16 protein-coding genes are annotated in these 16,113 nt (G+C 68.2%); 3 read left to right on the forward strand and 13 right to left on the reverse strand.

Annotated elements, in window-relative coordinates:
- Nucleotides 1-30: 30 nt before the first annotated feature.
- From ACZ3IC_RS15695 to clpB, 7 genes are all read right to left on the reverse strand, one after another.
- A complete protein-coding gene (locus ACZ3IC_RS15695) occupies nucleotides 31-1,281 on the reverse strand; it encodes a hypothetical protein (protein ID WP_467416479.1) in 1,251 nt (416 codons plus the stop codon).
- Between the two features lie 10 nt (nucleotides 1,282-1,291).
- Nucleotides 1,292-1,990 (reverse strand): hypothetical protein, encoded by a 699-nt coding sequence (locus ACZ3IC_RS15700; RefSeq protein ID WP_467416480.1) that lies wholly within the window; start codon nucleotides 1,988-1,990, stop codon nucleotides 1,292-1,294.
- 31 nt (nucleotides 1,991-2,021) lie between these two features.
- Nucleotides 2,022-2,318, reverse strand: coding sequence for a hypothetical protein (locus ACZ3IC_RS15705; RefSeq protein ID WP_467416483.1), 297 nt, complete (start codon nucleotides 2,316-2,318; stop codon nucleotides 2,022-2,024).
- A 66-nt stretch (nucleotides 2,319-2,384) separates the two neighbouring features.
- Nucleotides 2,385-2,684 (reverse strand): WXG100 family type VII secretion target, encoded by a 300-nt coding sequence (locus ACZ3IC_RS15710; protein ID WP_351791982.1) that lies wholly within the window; start codon nucleotides 2,682-2,684, stop codon nucleotides 2,385-2,387.
- Nucleotides 2,685-3,170: 486 nt separating this feature from the next.
- Entirely contained in the window at nucleotides 3,171-3,731 is a 561-nt protein-coding gene (locus ACZ3IC_RS15715; protein WP_467416485.1) for a type III secretion system chaperone family protein, read from the reverse strand.
- A gap of 71 nt (nucleotides 3,732-3,802) precedes the next feature.
- Entirely contained in the window at nucleotides 3,803-5,068 is a 1,266-nt protein-coding gene (locus tag ACZ3IC_RS15720; protein WP_467416487.1) for an MFS transporter, read from the reverse strand.
- Between the two features lie 389 nt (nucleotides 5,069-5,457).
- Nucleotides 5,458-8,058, reverse strand: coding sequence for an ATP-dependent chaperone ClpB (gene clpB, locus ACZ3IC_RS15725; protein ID WP_467416488.1), 2,601 nt, complete (start codon nucleotides 8,056-8,058; stop codon nucleotides 5,458-5,460).
- A 234-nt stretch (nucleotides 8,059-8,292) separates the two neighbouring features.
- On the opposite strand from clpB, the gene ACZ3IC_RS15730 reads away from it, so the two are divergent.
- Nucleotides 8,293-8,697 (forward strand): pyridoxamine 5'-phosphate oxidase family protein, encoded by a 405-nt coding sequence (locus ACZ3IC_RS15730; protein ID WP_467416490.1) that lies wholly within the window; start codon nucleotides 8,293-8,295, stop codon nucleotides 8,695-8,697.
- 115 nt (nucleotides 8,698-8,812) lie between these two features.
- Here the strand turns inward: ACZ3IC_RS15730 and ACZ3IC_RS15735 are convergent, their stop codons facing one another.
- Nucleotides 8,813-9,133: a (2Fe-2S)-binding protein gene (locus tag ACZ3IC_RS15735; RefSeq protein ID WP_467416492.1), complete on the reverse strand. Its 321-nt coding sequence runs from the start codon at nucleotides 9,131-9,133 to the stop codon at nucleotides 8,813-8,815.
- Nucleotides 9,130-9,510, reverse strand: a complete 381-nt coding sequence (locus tag ACZ3IC_RS15740; protein ID WP_467416494.1) for a 5'-nucleotidase — start codon at nucleotides 9,508-9,510, stop codon at nucleotides 9,130-9,132. Before ACZ3IC_RS15740 ends, ACZ3IC_RS15735 begins: the two co-directional genes overlap by 4 nt.
- A 130-nt stretch (nucleotides 9,511-9,640) precedes the next feature.
- Between ACZ3IC_RS15740 and ACZ3IC_RS15745 the strand changes: the two genes are divergently transcribed.
- Nucleotides 9,641-10,627, forward strand: a complete 987-nt coding sequence (locus ACZ3IC_RS15745) for a helix-turn-helix transcriptional regulator (protein ID WP_467416496.1) — start codon at nucleotides 9,641-9,643, stop codon at nucleotides 10,625-10,627.
- 260 nt (nucleotides 10,628-10,887) lie between these two features.
- Here ACZ3IC_RS15745 and ACZ3IC_RS15750 read toward each other — a convergent pair whose 3' ends face one another.
- From ACZ3IC_RS15750 to dnaK, 4 genes are all read right to left on the reverse strand, one after another.
- Complete coding sequence (locus ACZ3IC_RS15750) at nucleotides 10,888-11,334, reverse strand: heat shock protein transcriptional repressor HspR (RefSeq protein ID WP_383076966.1); 447 nt, start codon at nucleotides 11,332-11,334, stop codon at nucleotides 10,888-10,890.
- 1 nt (nucleotide 11,335) lies between these two features.
- Nucleotides 11,336-12,520: a molecular chaperone DnaJ gene (gene dnaJ / locus ACZ3IC_RS15755; RefSeq protein ID WP_467416500.1), complete on the reverse strand. Its 1,185-nt coding sequence runs from the start codon at nucleotides 12,518-12,520 to the stop codon at nucleotides 11,336-11,338.
- A gap of 93 nt (nucleotides 12,521-12,613) precedes the next feature.
- Entirely contained in the window at nucleotides 12,614-13,255 is a 642-nt protein-coding gene (grpE, locus tag ACZ3IC_RS15760) for a nucleotide exchange factor GrpE (RefSeq protein ID WP_467416502.1), read from the reverse strand.
- Nucleotides 13,252-15,105 (reverse strand): molecular chaperone DnaK, encoded by a 1,854-nt coding sequence (gene dnaK, locus ACZ3IC_RS15765; protein WP_467416505.1) that lies wholly within the window; start codon nucleotides 15,103-15,105, stop codon nucleotides 13,252-13,254. The genes grpE and dnaK overlap by 4 nt, the downstream gene beginning before the upstream one ends.
- A 362-nt stretch (nucleotides 15,106-15,467) precedes the next feature.
- Here dnaK and ACZ3IC_RS15770 point away from each other — a divergent pair, with 362 nt between their 5' ends.
- On the forward strand, nucleotides 15,468-16,112 hold the full coding sequence (locus ACZ3IC_RS15770; protein ID WP_467416507.1) for a sugar transferase: 645 nt from the start codon (nucleotides 15,468-15,470) through the stop codon (nucleotides 16,110-16,112).
- The last annotated feature ends 1 nt before the right edge of the window (nucleotide 16,113 follow it).

The raw sequence follows: 16,113 nt of genomic DNA on the forward strand, positions 1-16,113 counted from the left end.
GCCCTCACGCATGACGGGACGCGGCCCGGATCAGGTCGATCCCTCCACGTAGCTGGAGTCGTGTATGGTCGTGCCTTTCGTCCCGTTGGGGACGGCGCCGTTGATCGCCCAGGCGAAGCCGCCCAGTCCGATCAGGTTCGAGCTCTGGTCGATCCACCCCGCCGTCTTCGTCCAGATGTTGGTGATCCCCGGTAGCTGCTTCACGATGCCCGGTGTCTTCAACACGCCCCCGGGGATGTTCTTCAGCAGGTTCGCGACCAGGTCGCCCGGGTTCTTGAACCCGGTGAACGACTTGATGGCGGGGACCACGGTCTTGATGTTGATCTGGATCGTCTTGAGGTTGTTCGTGACGGTCTTGAGGGTGTTCGCGATCCCGCCCAGATTGGCGATCTTGATCAGGCCGACACCGCCGAGCACCAGCCCCAGGCCGCTGAGGACCATGTCGAGAATATCCCACTCGCCCGACTGAATACTGTCGACGATGTTCATGATGAAGGGGATGGCAGCGGTGACCAGACTGGCGATCGTCAGGATGAGCCCCAGGCCCTGCAATCCGGGGATGAGCATGGCGATGATGCCCAGGGCGGCGCTGATGAAGCCGAGCACCTTCTTGAAGATGTCCTTGATCTTCTCCCACAGGCTCTTCCCCGGGACCGCCTCGCTCGTCGCCTCGTCCAGGGCGCGGGCCGCCGTAGAGGCGTCCGTCTCGCGCAGCTCCCGCGCGTCCTCGGCGAGCATGCGGGCGGCGTCGAGATCCCGCTGGGCGCTGTCGACGTCCCCCTGCGCCGCGGACTGGTCGTTCCGGGCATCCTCCATGGCCCGCCGCGCACTGCGCCGGGCCGCCTCGTCGTCCGGCGGGGGCGGGTCCGCCGCGTCCAGGCCGCTGATCACGGACCCCGCCGCGGCAGCGGCATCGGTGGCCCGCTGCAGCCGTTCCTTGGCGTCCCGTCCGTCGACCAGGGCGTTGTCGGCCTTGCGCTGATGGTCCCCCAGCTGGTCGGCGTAGGTGTCCAGCGCGCGGGCCGCCTTGTCGTACGAACTGTGCAGCTTCTCCACCTGATTGGCCAGGTCCCCGAGCTTGTCCCGGAGTTTCTCCATGGCCTTGCCCTCGCCGAGCTGACTGTTCTTCAGGCCGCTGACGATGGGGAGCGCCTGGTCCGCGTCGTCGGCGACGGCCCGGTACTGGCCCGCGAGCTTCGCGAGCATCTCCGCATCGCCCGGCGTCGGGTCGTCCGAGAACCCGAAGACCGTCTCCCAGTCGGACACTGCTGGCCGCGCCATTGCCGCGCCCTCACTTTCCGTTCTCGTCCGTGCCCTGCGGGCCCTGTGCGGCCGGCACAGCCGTGCCCTTGCTCTTGACTTCCACGAAGCGCAGCGTCCCCGCGATGGCGTCGAACACCTCGAAGAACTGGTCCTTGAGCTCCACATTGGGCGTGGAGCTGGAGACCAGCAGGTATTCCCGGCGGTTCGGGATCGGGAACAGCGTGTGCAGCAGCGCCGTACGCACCGGCGTGCCCTTGTAGTCGATGTCCTCGATCGAGGCGATCCGCCCGACCGGTCCGACGTCCGGAAGCTCCAGCAGATCCACCTCGCGCGGCGGGTACCCGCTGCTCTGCGGGTCCCCGGCCTGCATGCTCGCCCCGAACAGCACCTCGGCCAGATCCGCCGACTGGTCCTCCGGCACGGGCATCCTCAGCACGACGGACGTGGCGCTGAGCATCGCGTCTCCGCCGGGGAACCTGACCATCCCCGCCGCCTGGAGCGCCCCCCGGGCGTAGGCCTCGCGGGCGGTCCGGCGGGTGTCGCGGATCAGGCCGTCGAGCCGCTCGCGGGAGAACTGCGGAACCCCCTTCGCCTGGTGCTCGATACGGCGGCGGATGGACGCGTCCCGGGTGCTCGGGTCGAGGTCCAGATGCCACCAGGAGCCGGGGTAGCGCAGCTTGTAGTGCGCGGGCGCCCCCGTAGCCCGGTCCGTGACCGGATGCGTCATGACGCATGTCCCTTCTGCCAGCAGGCTTTCGTCAGGCCTTCTTGGAGTCGTCCAGCGCCTTGACGGTCTCGTCGTCCGTCTGCGTGAAGGCGTCGGAGATCTTCTTCGTGTTCTCGGAGAAGACCTTCACGTTGTCCTGCACCTTCTCGTGGCCCTTGCCCCATGCTTCGTCGAAGTCGGCGAGGGATTCGGCGAGCGTCGAATCGCCCACATCGTCCTTCGACCCGACGTCGCTGAGCCGCGCCGTGTTGTTGATCCGATCCCCGATGTCCTCAAGTGACTTGACCGTCTCGTTCAGGTCCTCAAGGGGGACGCTGATGCGGGTCATCGGTTCCTCCTCTCCGGCCGCCGTCCGGTCCCGCCGCAGAAGGGCGGGACCGGACACAAGGGCACGTCAGCCGATGGAGCCGGACGTCTGGTCGTCGGTGTCGACGAACGCGTCGGCGACCTGCTTGATGAACTCGCTGACGCCCTGCAGGCCCTCGATCGCCTTATCGGTGCCGTTCTTGTACTCCTCCCAGAACGGACGGAACTTGGTCTCGGAGCCCGGCGTCGCGTAGGCCGCCTCGACCATCTCGTCCATCTTGGTGTTGGCCTCATGGAGGCTCTGCTGCATCAGTTCCTTCTGGTGCTGCAGCCAGGTCGACGCCTCCCGCATCTCTTCCGGGCTGATATGGATGTTGCCGCCGGCCATGTCGGTTCCTTCTCTCGTTTCGGGTCGCCGCGGTCGCTGAGCCGCGCACACCGGGCTGTACGGGGCACCCGGCGGGGCGGTTCATGTCTGTTGCGGAACAGTGACGAAAGTGGCGGGCCGACACCCTGATCAGACCTGCGACCCAAGCCTCTATGGCCCGCAACAACCCATCACCGGACTCGGAGTGACGCTCCCTCACCGCGACTACGGGCCAAGGCGGCGTCGCCGCTGCGGGGCGCGCCGCCGACGGGCCGAAACGGCGGTACCGCACCTGTTCGCGGCCGCCGCCCGCTGGGACAGACCCGTAACCCGGCGATTCTTGACCACGACCGGTGGCATGCCCGCCGGTCGACAGGCTGACACCGCCAGTCCGGCGGCCCTGGCGACGGTGGCGGGGCATACTGCTCTCGTCATGAACGAAGCCCGGCCCGGAGCGGCGGTCATGGAGACCACCGCCCGGACCGGGCTTTCGCGCTCAGGCGGGACTCAGGCGCCCGGAGGCGTCGGGTCCCCGCCCTCGGGCTTCTCCTCGGTCGGCGTGAGCCCCAGACGCTCCTGCAGCCACTTGTCGAACTCGATGGAGGCGCGCACCCAGCTGACCGTCGATGAGACGAAGTGCTCCAGGCTGACGCCTGTACCGATGAGCATCTGCGCCTCACCGATCAGACGGACCGAGGCCTCGGTCTCCTCGGAGCCCTCCTCGGGCTCGTGGGTGTGCGTGTAGACCTTGGGCCACAGGGTGCGGCGGTTCCAGTCGTCGATCGCGTCGAGGAGGACCGGGCGCTGGTCCGCTGCGTGCGGGCGGTCGTAGAACGTCCGGACCGAGAAGACCTGCTGCTCGGCCTCGCCGCGGAACATGAAGTACGTGCGGAAGTCCTCCCACGGCGCCGCGAGGTCGCCCTCGTCGTCGACGACGTACTTCAGCTCCATCTGATCGAGGAGCTGCTTGACGAGGTCCTGGTCAGGGACGACGGGGCCCTCGGGTCCTGTCGCCTGCGGTTCGGGCCGGCCTCCGAAATTAGGAATCGAGGAAGGATCGATAGACATCGCTGGGTACTCCTGTGGATCGCACGTGGTTTCCTTCCGTCGACCCTAGCCGCGTTTGACGGCCAGTAGTTCTACGCCCTCCGAGGAATCGTCCCCGCATCGGTTTCCCGCGCCCGCGACCAGGCAACGGCGACAGGGATCGCACACAACACTCCGAGGAGTCCGGACGCACCGATGGTGTCCGCCGATGACCCGGACAGCTCCGCTGCCAGGCCACCCGCGGCGACACCGATCCCCTGCATGGCGATCAGCCCCGACCTGGCGAGCCCCAGCGCCTGGCCACGCTGGTCGGCCGGGGTCAGGAGTACGAAGGTGGCTCCGGCGGTTATCTGATAGGCGGAGCACACCCCCGAGGCCATCAACACGAGCACGGCCACACCTATGCCGGGACCGAGCCAGTAGATGAGCAGCGGCAGATTCGCGCCGACCGCCAACGGCCCGAGCAGGCGGCGCCGCCACTCGTCCCCGACCTGAGCCCGCCCCAGAAGTGCTGCACCCAGCACCATTCCCGCCGGATGCGCGGCGAGCAGGAGTCCCACCGAGGCGGCGCCCCCGCCGACCTCGTCCGCGAAGGGGGCGGCCAGACCCTCCGGCAGGACGACGAACCCCGCGAGCCACCCCAGCGCGACCAGCGACCGCAGCCTGCGATCCGACCAGATCAGTGCGGCCGCACTCCCGACCTGAGCGCCGAGCCGCGTCTTCCGCGCGTCGGCACCCGCCGCGGGACGGGCCTTTACACCGAACCTGACCAGGGTCGCCGAGAGAAGGAAAGTCACCGCGTTCACACCCAGGGAGAGGTGACTGCCCAGCCAAACGACCAGCACACCCCCACCGGCGAAACCGACCAGCTGACCGGCCTGGTGAGTGATCAGCATGACTCGCTGGCCCCGCTCGTATCTCTGCTCTCCGAGCACGGTCGGCAGCAGTGCGCCCTGCGCAGCGCCGAAGGGTGCCTCGGCCAGCTGCGCCAGCACCAGCAGCCCGGCCAGCAGCGGCAACGGCGTCCCGGGCAGGGCCATCAGCGCGACCAGCACCGCACGCACCAGGTCGCATCCGATCATGACCGTACGCCGGGGGAAACGGTCCGCCAGGCCGGACAGGAACACCCCGGACAGCAGAGCGGGCAAGGTGGTCAGCGCATACGTCGCCGCGGTCCATCCGGGCGAGTCGGTGCGTTCGAACACCAGCAACGACAGGGCCACGCGTGCCAACTGGTCGCCCAGGATCGACTGCGCATAAGCGGCCCAGAGAGCACGAAATTCGCTGAGGTGAACGAGATTGTCACGTCTGGGCTTTTTGGGATCCGGATTTATCTCATCGCTTATCCGCTCGACCATGCGGGTACCCTACCGGCTGCCGAATTCGGTATCTGTTCGTTCTTGCGAGCAGGTCACAGAAGGTGGCTCGTAGTGTCCTGATCACTCGCGTGAACCCGGGCAGGCGTTGCGGGCATCCGGGCATCTGTCCCGTTGCAGGGGCAGGTGGTGCGAGCGGGGGCAGAGGAAGGTGACGTGAATCCGCACCTCGACGCGGAGTAGGACGTTCGGCTCAATATCGACGTTGAACAACGAATCACCCATGACGGCGACCGATTTCCCGTTCCCCGGAAATCACTGCAATTCTTCTTCAATTGCACTGCGGCGCGGACGACAAGTCCCCAGCCGGGACGCGTGGTCTTCCAGCTGGGGACATGACATCGAACAGGTCGTAACGCCGTCTCCAGGGCCTACAAGGTCTTCCCCGAGGTCGCGGGGCCGACGAGCAGGCCGTCCCCGACCCGGTCCACCCGGACGGTGTCCCCGTCCTTGACCTCGCCCGCGAGGATCTCCTTCGCGAGCCGGTCGCCGATCGCCGTCTGGATGAGGCGGCGCAACGGCCGTGCTCCGTAGGCCGGGTCGTTGCCCTCCTCGGCCAGCCAGGCCAGGGCGGCCGGGGTGACGTCGAGGATGAGCCTGCGGTCGGCCAGACGCCCCGCGAGGCGGTCGATCTGGAGCTTCGCGATGTGCGAGAGCTCGTCGCCGGACAGGGCGGAGAAGACCACCAGGTCGTCGAGCCGGTTGAGGAACTCCGGCTTGAACGAGGCCCGTACGACCTCCAGGACCTGTTCCTTCTTCACCTCGGGTTCGGTCAGCGGGTCCATCAGGAACTGGCTGCCGAGGTTGGAGGTCAGGACCAGGATGGTGTTGCGGAAGTCCACCGTCCGGCCCTGTCCGTCGGTGAGCCGGCCGTCGTCGAGGACCTGGAGCAGGATGTCGAAGACCTCGGGGTGGGCCTTCTCGACCTCATCCAGCAGGACGACGCTGTACGGGCGGCGGCGGACCGCCTCCGTGAGCTGGCCGCCCTCCTCGTAGCCGACGTAACCGGGCGGGGCACCGACGAGCCGCGCGACGCTGTGCTTCTCGCTGTACTCGCTCATGTCGATGCGGACCATGGCCCGCTCGTCGTCGAACAGGAAGTCGGCAAGCGCCTTGGCGAGCTCCGTCTTGCCGACACCGGTCGGGCCGAGGAAGAGGAACGATCCGGTGGGGCGGTCGGGGTCGGCGATTCCGGCGCGGGTACGGCGTACCGCGTCCGACACCGCCTGCACGGCCTCGGTCTGCCCGATGAGGCGCTTGCCGAGCTCCTCCTCCATGCGCAGCAGCTTCTGCGTCTCGCCCTCCAGCAAACGTCCCGCCGGGATGCCGGTCCAGGAGCCGACGACATCGGCGATGTCGTCCGGGCCGACCTCGTCCTTGACCATCGTGTCCTTGGCGGCCTCCTGCTCGGCCTCCGACGCCTCCGCCAGCTCCCGCTCCAGGCCGGGGATCTCCCCGTACAACAGCTTGGAGGCGGTGTCGAAGTCGCCGTCGCGCTGGGCGCGTTCGGCCTGGCCGTGCAGTTCGTCGAGGCGTTCCTTCAGCTCACCGACGCGGTTGAGGCCCTGCTTCTCCTTCTCCCAGCGGGCGTTGAGGCCTCGCAGCTCCTCCTCCTTGTCGGCGAGGTCGCGGCGGAGCTTCTCCAGGCGCTGCCTGGAGCCGGGGTCGGTCTCGTTCTTGAGGGCCAGCTCCTCCATGTGGAGGCGGTCGACGGCGCGCTGGAGCTCGTCGATCTCGACGGGCGAGGAGTCGATCTCCATGCGCAGCCGGGACGCGGCCTCGTCGACCAGGTCGATGGCTTTGTCGGGGAGGAAGCGGGAGGTGATGTAGCGGTCGGACAGGGTCGCGGCGGCCACCAGTGCGGAGTCCGCGATGGAGACCTTGTGGTGGGCCTCGTACCGGCCCTTGAGACCGCGCAGGATCGCGATGGTGTCCTCGACGCTCGGCTCCGCCACCAGCACCTGCTGGAAGCGTCGCTCCAGGGCGGCGTCCTTCTCGATCCGCTCGCGGTACTCGTCGAGCGTCGTCGCACCGACCATGCGGAGCTCGCCGCGGGCCAGCATCGGCTTGAGCATGTTGCCCGCGTCCATGGCGGAGTCGCCGCCGGCGCCCGCGCCGACGACGGTGTGCAGCTCGTCGATGAAGGTGACGATCTGCCCGTCGCTCTCCTTGATCTCGGAGAGAACGGTCTTCAGCCGTTCCTCGAACTCGCCGCGGTACTTGGCGCCCGCGACCATCGCGCCGAGGTCGAGCGATACGAGCCGCTTGTTCCGCAGGGACTCGGGGACGTCGCCCTTGACGATGCGCTGGGCGAGCCCCTCGACGACGGCGGTCTTGCCGACGCCGGGCTCGCCGATGAGTACGGGGTTGTTCTTCGTGCGCCTCGACAGGACCTGAACGACACGCCGGATCTCCTGGTCACGTCCGATGACCGGGTCGAGCTTGCCTTCCCTGGCGGCGGCCGTGAAGTCCGTACCGAACTTCTCCAGGGCCTTGTACTGGCCCTCCGGGTCGGGTGTGGTCACCCGGCGCCCTCCCCTGCTCTTCTCGAATGCGTCCAGCAGCCTCTTCGCGCTGGCCCCCTGCCCGGAGAGGATCTCACCGGCGCGGCCCCCCTCGGCGGCGATACCGATCAGCAGGTGCTCGGTGGAGATGTAGTCGTCGCCGAGCTCCTTCGCGCGCTGCGTGGCGTCCGCGATGACGGCGAGCAGTTCGCGATTGGGCTGCGGCGGGGCAACGGTCGCCCCGGTGACACTGGGCTGCGCGCCCAGGAGCCGCTCGGTCTCGGTGCGTACGGCGATCTGGTCGGCCTCGACGGCGACGAGCAGATCGATGATGTTCTCGTTGTCCTCACCCGCGAGCAGCGCGAGCAGCAGATGCCCGGGGGTCAGATCGGGGTGCCCGTCCTTCACGGCCCTGCTGGTGGCCGCGTTGATGGCGTCCCGGCTCTTGTTGGTCAGCTCGGCGTCCACGTGCGCTTTCTCCTCCTTGCGGTGACTGGCCTCTCCACAACACTGACCAGGTCAACGTGCGTAAAGTTGAGTCTATTCCACTCAACCTCAACGCGACCTCATCCGAGACCGGTCCACGGGCTCCAGCTCTCATACTCCGATGTTCCGACGTTCCGACGTTCCGAGCGAACCGGCCGGAGCAGCCCTCCGCCACCGCAGGGCGGGCCGCGGGTCCGCGCTGCCTACGCTGTCCCCATGGCAGTCGACGTGATGAATCCCGGCCCCGCCTACCTGGCGTTCTGGCGCGAGCACCACCTGTGCACCCTGACCACTCCCCGCTCCGACGGCACACCGCACGTGGTGCCGGTGGGCGTGACGTACGACCCCGAGGCCGGGCTCGCCCGCGTCATCACCAACAAGAGCAGCCAGAAGGTCACCAACATCCTGGCCGCGGGCCCGGACGGCGCCCGGGTCGCGGTCTGCCAGGTCGACCGGCGCCGCTGGGCCACCCTGGAGGGCCGCGCGACGGTGAGCACGGAGGCGGACGCGATCGCCGACGCGGTACGCCGCTACGCGGAACGCTACGAACGCACGCCGGCACCCAACCCGGACCGTGTCGTCATCGAGATCGCCCTGGACCGGGCACTCGGCAGGGCGTGAGGGCAATGGCCGACCGCGAACCTCCCCGGGCAGCACAACGGCGCCATCGTGTTCAGGTCACGATGGCGCCGTTGTGTGGGGGAGTGCCGAGCGACATGTAACGACGGGGGATCGCTCAGGCACTGCGGGGGGTGGCGAAAATAGTCTCTGGCTCGAACAGCTGGTGGTCCCGCCGGTCGAGGTTGACGAAAATCATGTCGTACCGGATCGCACAGCGAACGGGCTGCGGGGCTCCACGCGGCTTGCGGAGGCAACGGTAGGCACGTACTTCGCCGTCTTCTTCACGTGCGACAACGATGGGGTCGCCGAACAGAGTGACCATCAGCGAGTCGCCACAACGGGGGATGGCTGTGACGAGATCGATGAAATGCCAGCCCGATCGGTAGGCCGTGGCCATCTCCCGCCGGAAGGTCCGGTCGTCCGGCGGGATGGTCATGCGCCCAGGTGGGTCGGTCCGGACCAGGCAATGTCACCGGGCGCCGCTGCCGCCTCGACGCTCCATGCGATGTCGCCCGGCACAGCGGTCCGGGTGAGCCATGCGATGTCACCGCCGGCCGGCGCCGACGCCTGGGTGGACCAGGCGATGTCACCCGGCACCGACGCCTGCGCGGACCAGGCGATGTCACCCGGCACCGACGCCTGCGCGGACCAGGCGATGTCACCCGGCACCGACGCCTGCGTGGACCAGGCGATGTCACCCGGCGAGGATGCTGCCCCGCCGCTCCAGGCAATGTCGCTGCCGCTCAGCACCCCGAGTCCCAGGGCCGCGACGAACGAGGCGGCAAGCGCCGAGCGAAGCATTCGCTTATACATAGTCGGCTTCGTCCTCACTTGTGGTTTCTTCTCCCCCGCACCTAAAGACGATGTCTCACCTGGGCACACGAACACCACCGGGTCGATGCATCATGTTCCTGCATGTTCAGGAACATGGGGGGTGGAGAATATGGTCGCAAGCGACACAAAGCCGACACATCCTCACGGGATCACTGAACTATGCGAAGCGGGAGGCCGTCTCTACGCCAGTGCTTTGCGCTCGGGACGCATCGCCCGCAGCGAGGTGGAACCGGCGCCCTGCCTCATGGACTTCGCCCTGCTGCACCCCGACCCCGACGACCCCGACTGGCTGCGGCCCGTACCGCCGTCCGCCGCTCTGGCGAAGCGCCTGCACCCCATAGAACGCGAGATCCAGGAGCGCCGACGGCATTCGGTCCTGCTTGCCGAGTCCTTCGAGCCGTTCATGGACATCAGCGCACAGGACCCGCCGACCACCCACGCCATCACCGTGCTGGAAGGTGTCAACCGGATCAACGCCGGACTCGATCTCGCCACGGCGGAATGCCGCTCGGAAGTCCTCACCGTCCAGCCCGGCGGCGGCCGTAGCGAAGACCGCCTCAGCGAAGCCCTGGAACGGGGCCTCTCCGTGGTGGACCGCGGTGTCAGCATTCGCACTCTCTATCAGCACACCGTACGCCACAGCCCCGGCACCCTCGCCTATGCCGAGCGGATGGCCGACAACAACGTGGAGATCCGGACGCTCGAAGAGCTCATCGAGCGACTCATCATCTTCGACCGTACGGTCGCGTTCATCCCCGCCCAGGACGACCGCCAAGTCGCCCTGGAACTACGCCATCCCGGGCTGGTCGAGTATCTCGTCAAGGTATTCGAGCAGCTCTGGACCCGCGCTGCTCCACTCCTGGAGGAGGTCAAGTACGACCCGACCCCCGAAGGAATCAGCGGTGTCCAGCGCTCCATCGCCCAACTCCTCGTAGAGGGACACGTCGACGACTCGATCGCCCGCCGCCTCGGCATGAACGTCCGCACCTGCCGCGCGCATGTCGCCAAGCTGTCCGCCGTCCTCGGAAGCAACAGCCGGGCCCAACTCGGCTACCTGATAGCCCGGTCGGGGATCCTGGAGCAGAATCCTGACTGAAGGGGCCGCAACCGCAATACGGGGGAGAGCCACCGCGGCCCTGCGCCGGTATGCGCATGAACCGGAACATGACGAGCCTCCCGCGCCGACTGGTGCCCCTCCCGGCAAGCTTTGCCCCGTCATCTTGCTGCACTGCCGGAAGTGGGGGGCACAGATGGGCAGAGACGGGGACGAATTCGCACAGGACAGGGCCCGTCATCCGTGAGGTACACGGATGACGGGCCCTGTCCGTCGTACGGGTGAGGGTGCGCCGGACCCGCTCAGCCCTTCGGCCGCTTCGGCCGCCAGACCACCAACGCGCTGGTCTGCTGCACATCCTGGTACGGCACCAGATCACGCCGGTACGAGGCATGCACCTGGGCCTCGCGCTGCTGCATCGCCACCGCCGCGCCGTCCACGGCCGCCGAGAGCTCGGCGACACGCTGCTGAAGGGCGGCGACCTGGTTCTCCAGTTCGATGATGCGCTTGATGCCGGCGAGGTTGATGCCCTCGTCCTGCGACAGCTGCTGCACGGTGCGCAGCAGCTCGATATCGCGGGCCGAATAGCGCCTGCCACGCCCGGCCGTGCGGTCGGGCGAGACCAGGCCGAGGCGGTCGTACTGGCGCAGTGTCTGCGGGTGCAGGCCCGAGAGCTGGGCCGCGATCGAGATCACGTACACCGGTGATTCATCGGTCAGTTCGTACGGATTACGTCGTCGGCCGTCCACCTCAAGCTCCCTTCGCAGCCTGGAACAGCTCCGCCCGCGGGTCATGGCCCGCGGTCGCCTTCCGATAGGCCTCCAGTGCGTCCCTGGCCTCGGTGCTCAGCTCCCTGGGCACCGTCACCTCGACGGTGACCAGCAGGTCGCCCCGGGTGCCGTCCTTGCGTACGGCGCCCTTGCCGCGGGCACGCATGGTGCGCCCGTTGGGGGTGCCGGCCGGCAGCTTCAGGGTGACCGGCGGGCCACCGAGCGTGGGCACCTTCACCTCGCCGCCGAGCGCCGCCTCCGTGAAGTCGACAGGCACGGTGACCGTGAGGTTGTCGCCCTTGCGGCCGAAGACCGGGTGGGCGTCGACATGGACCACGACGTACAGATCGCCGGCCGGCCCGCCGCGCTCGCCCGGGCCGCCCTTGCCGCGCAGCCGGATCCGCTGGCCGTCCGAGACGCCCGCCGGAATCCTGACCTGCATGGTCCGGGAAGACTTCGCCCGGCCACTGCCCTTGCAGACATCGCAGGGGTCCTGGGCGATGAGGCCCCGGCCCTTGCAGTCCACGCAGGGATCGGTGAGCGAGAAGCCGCCTCCGGTACCGCGCGACACCTGGCCGGTGCCGAGACAGGTCGGGCAGACCCTGGGGGTGCCGTTCTTGTCACCGGTGCCGGAACACGCCTTGCAGGGCGCCTGGCTGGACATCCGCAACGGGACCGTGGCCCCCTCGACCGCCTCGCTGAAGCTGAGCGTCACCTCGGACTCGATGTCCTGGCCTCGGCGCGGCTGCACCCGCGTCCCCGTACCGCCCCGGTTGAACAGGCCGCCGAAGACATCGCCCAGACCGCCGCCACCGAAACCGCCGGCTCCGCCGCCCTGACCCCCGCCGTGAGTGCCTCCGAAGAGGTCGCCCAGGTCGAAGTTGAAGTTGCCTCCGGCGCCTCCGGGTCCGGCCCTGAAGCCGCCGTTGCCGAAGAGGGCACGCGCCTCGTCGTACTCCTTGCGCTTCTTACTGTCGCCGAGGATGTCGTTCGCCTCGGAGATCTCCTTGAAGCGCTCCTCCGCCTTGTCGTCGCCCTTGTTGGCGTCCGGGTGGAACTCGCGGGCGAGCTTCCGGTACGCCTTCTTGATCTCGGCGTCGGTGGCGTCCTTGGGGACGCCGAGGACCTTGTAGTAGTCCTTCTCGACGAAGTCCTTCGTGCTCATCGACGTCCCTCCTTCCGGACGATCGGCCATGCGACCCGCCCGTTGGCCGGTCGCATGGCCGGGCGGTGGGCCGCGAGGTGGTCAGACGGGATGTCAGACCTCCTCGGTGCCACCGCTCTCCTCGTCGGTTGCCTTCTCTTCCTTGGCTGCCGCACCCGGCTGGGGTTCGGCCACCGCCACCCGCGCGGGGCGGATGGTGCGCTCGCCGATCCGATACCCCGGCTGCAGGATCGCCACGCAGGTCGTCTCGGTGACATCCGGCGCGTACGAGTGCATCAGGGCTTCGTGGATCGTCGGGTCGAAAGGCTCGCCCTCCTTGCCGAACTGCTGCAGGCCCAGCTTGGCGACGACCGTCTCCAGCGATTCGGCCACCGACTTGAACCCACCGACGAGCTCGCCGTGATCACGGGCCCGGCCGACGTCGTCGAGCACGGGCAGGAGCTCGGACAGGAGGCCCGCTACTGCGATCTCCTTGACCGTGGCCCGGTCCCGCTCGACGCGGCGTCGGTAGTTCTGGTACTCGGCCTGGAGCCGCTGGAGGTCGCCCGTGCGCTCGTTGAGCGCGGTACGGACCTGGTCCAGCTGGGCCGTCAGGCCGACTGTCTGCACTGTGTCCCCGGCCGGGGCCGCCTCCTCATCCGAAGAGGGGGAGGCGTCCTTCGGCTCAGCTCCCTCGGGGGTAACGCCGGAGGGGACGTCGGGCTTCTCCTCGAAGCCCGGGGTCTCCTCGGTCACACCGCACCGCCCTTCGCGTCCTTCTCGTCGTCCACGATCTCGGCGTCGACGACATCATCGTCGGCCTTGGCCTGCTGGGCGCCCGGCTGCGGGTCACCCTGCGGGCCGCCGTCGGCCTGAGCGCCGGCGTACATCGCCTGGCCCAGCTTCTGGGAGACGGCCGCGACCTTCTCGGTGGCGGTACGGATCTCGGCGGTGTCCTCGCCCTTGAGCTTCTCCTTCAGCTCGGTGAGCGCGGTCTCCACCTCCGTCTTCACATCACCGGGGACCTTGTCCTCGTTGTCCTTGAGGAACTTCTCCGTCTGGTAGACGAGCTGCTCGCCCTGGTTACGGGACTCGGCGGCCTCGCGACGGCGGTGGTCCTCCTCCGCGTACTGCTCGGCCTCCTCACGCATCCGGTTGACCTCGTCCTTCGGCAGCGAGGAGCCACCGGTGACGGTCATCTTCTGCTCCTTGCCGGTGCCGAGGTCCTTGGCGGCGACGTGCATGATGCCGTTCGCGTCGATGTCGAACGCGACCTCGATCTGCGGGACGCCACGCGGGGCCGGCGGCAGGCCGGTCAGCTCGAACATTCCGAGCTTCTTGTTGTACGCCGCGATCTCGCGCTCGCCCTGGTAGACCTGGATCTGCACGGACGGCTGGTTGTCCTCGGCCGTCGTGAAGATCTCGGAGCGCTTGGTCGGGATCGTGGTGTTGCGCTCGATGAGCTTCGTCATGATGCCGCCCTTGGTCTCGATACCGAGGGACAGCGGGGTGACGTCGAGCAGCAGGACGTCCTTGACCTCGCCCTTGAGGACACCGGCCTGGAGCGAGGCGCCGATGGCGACGACCTCGTCCGGGTTCACACCCTTGTTGGCCTCCTGGCCACCGGTCAGCTCCTTGACGAGCTCGGCGACGGCCGGCATACGGGTGGAGCCACCGACGAGAACGACGTGGTCGATCTCGGAGAGCTGGATGCCCGCGTCCTTGATGACGTTGTGGAACGGGTTCTTGCATCGGTCCAGGAGGTCAGCGGTGAGCTGCTGGAACTGCGAGCGCGTGAGCTTCTCGTCCAGGTGCAGCGGGCCCTCGGCGGACGCCGTGATGTAGGGCAGGTTGATCGTGGTCTCGGTCGAGGACGAGAGCTCGATCTTCGCCTTCTCCGCAGCCTCGCGCAGACGCTGGAGAGCCATCTTGTCCTTGGACAGGTCCACACCGTGACCGTTGGCGAACTGCTTCACCAGGTAGTCGACGACGCGCTGGTCCCAGTCGTCGCCACCGAGGTGGTTGTCACCGTTGGTGGCCTTCACCTCGACGACGCCGTCGCCGATCTCCAGCAGCGACACGTCGAAGGTACCGCCACCGAGGTCGAAGACGAGGATCGTCTGGTCGTCCTTGTCGAGCCCGTACGCCAGCGCGGCGGCCGTCGGCTCGTTGACGATACGCAGGACGTTCAGGCCCGCAATCTCGCCGGCCTCCTTCGTCGCCTGACGCTCGGAGTCGTTGAAGTACGCAGGAACGGTGATGACCGCGTCGGTCACCTTCTCGCCCAGGTACGACTCGGCGTCCCGCTTCAGCTTCTGCAGGATGAAGGCGCTCATCTGCTGCGGGTTGAAGTTCTTGCCATCCAGCTCGATCTTCCAGTCAGTGCCCATGTGGCGCTTGACGGAGCGGATGGTCCTGTCGACGTTGGTCACCGCCTGGCGCTTGGCGACCTCACCGACCAGCACCTCGCCGTTCTTCGCGAAGGCGACGACGGACGGCGTGGTCCTGGCGCCCTCTGCGTTGGTGATGACGGTGGGCTCGCCGCCTTCGAGAACGCTGACGACGGAGTTAGTCGTGCCCAGGTCGATGCCGACCGCACGTGCCATTTCAATTCCTCCAGTTTGACTACTTGAGTGGAACTCACTCAAGGATGCATGACACCCGCCCCAGTGTCAACAGAGTTGAGTCGGGTGGACTCAACTATCGTGCACATACCCAGCGCGCACAGGGAGATCACCGACGACACCCATACGCCCCGCGGGCCGCGCAGCCCGCCCTCACCATCGCACCATGGGATCGTTCTCTCACAAAATGCCGTGAGTCACGCAAAACCGGCACTCGATCCGCCCGACCCCACAGGCAGGTGCGAACGATGCAGACGCAGAGGCAGAGACAGAGGCCGGGTCGGCGCACGGACCGACCGGCGGGCCGCATGCCGCCCCGCACGCCGGTCCGCATGGCGGCACGCATGGCAGTACGCCTGAGCTGTGCCCGAATGCGGGCACAGCGGTGGGAGCGGCCGTCGGCCAAGCGCGTCCTGGACCTGACTCTCGGCTCACTCCTGCTGGCCCTGGCCGCCCCCCTGCTCGCCGTGGGCGCCCTCGCCCTCGCGGCACAACGTCACCCCGGCGGCGTGCTCACCCGCTCACCCCGGATCGGCCTGGGCGGCCACCTCTTCGTACTGCACTCGCTGCGCACCCGGCGACTGCGGCTGGACCTGCTCTCCCGGCTGCCGCACGTCGTACGGGGAGACCTCTCCCTGGTCGGCCCGGAGCCCCTGGCGCCGGACGACGAGCGGGCCGGGACCCCCGGGGTCGATGCCGGCACCCCCGGGACCGCCGCCGCCTCCGGCGCGAGACACTGGCGGCAGGAACTGAAACCGGGCCTCACCGGCCTGGCGCAGGTACGCTCCCGCTCCGGAATGCCGTGGGACGACCCGGCCCTGCTCGACCAGCATTACGCCGAGCACCACTGGGTGGGACTCGACCTGGCCATCCTGGCGAGAGCCGTACACACTTCACTACGCAGGGCGGCCCTCGGACTCGCCCTGCACGGCAAGACACACCTGAGCGACACAGATCACCGCCGGTGCGGCTACAGCGCGGCGGAATAAG

The sequence above is a fragment of the Streptomyces sp. NPDC002958 genome (assembly GCF_055563255.1).

Bases quoted from the DNA above. Each gene is read 5' to 3' on its own strand.
- ACZ3IC_RS15720 (WP_467416487.1), bottom strand. From the start codon at position 5,068: ATGGTCGAGCGGATAAGCGATGAGATAAATCCGGATCCCAAAAAGCCC.
- dnaK (WP_467416505.1), bottom strand. From the start codon at position 15,105: ATGGCACGTGCGGTCGGCATCGACCTGGGCACGACTAACTCCGTCGTC.
- ACZ3IC_RS15745 (WP_467416496.1), top strand. From the start codon at position 9,641: ATGGTCGCAAGCGACACAAAGCCGACACATCCTCACGGGATCACTGAA.
- ACZ3IC_RS15705 (WP_467416483.1), bottom strand. From the start codon at position 2,318: ATGACCCGCATCAGCGTCCCCCTTGAGGACCTGAACGAGACGGTCAAG.
- ACZ3IC_RS15740 (WP_467416494.1), bottom strand. From the start codon at position 9,510: ATGTATAAGCGAATGCTTCGCTCGGCGCTTGCCGCCTCGTTCGTCGCG.
- ACZ3IC_RS15700 (WP_467416480.1), bottom strand. From the start codon at position 1,990: ATGACGCATCCGGTCACGGACCGGGCTACGGGGGCGCCCGCGCACTAC.
- ACZ3IC_RS15770 (WP_467416507.1), top strand. From the start codon at position 15,468: ATGGCAGTACGCCTGAGCTGTGCCCGAATGCGGGCACAGCGGTGGGAG.
- ACZ3IC_RS15715 (WP_467416485.1), bottom strand. From the start codon at position 3,731: ATGTCTATCGATCCTTCCTCGATTCCTAATTTCGGAGGCCGGCCCGAA.
- ACZ3IC_RS15735 (WP_467416492.1), bottom strand. From the start codon at position 9,133: ATGACCATCCCGCCGGACGACCGGACCTTCCGGCGGGAGATGGCCACG.
- ACZ3IC_RS15695 (WP_467416479.1), bottom strand. From the start codon at position 1,281: ATGGCGCGGCCAGCAGTGTCCGACTGGGAGACGGTCTTCGGGTTCTCG.
- ACZ3IC_RS15710 (WP_351791982.1), bottom strand. From the start codon at position 2,684: ATGGCCGGCGGCAACATCCATATCAGCCCGGAAGAGATGCGGGAGGCG.
- dnaJ (WP_467416500.1), bottom strand. From the start codon at position 12,520: ATGAGCACGAAGGACTTCGTCGAGAAGGACTACTACAAGGTCCTCGGC.
- ACZ3IC_RS15730 (WP_467416490.1), top strand. From the start codon at position 8,293: ATGGCAGTCGACGTGATGAATCCCGGCCCCGCCTACCTGGCGTTCTGG.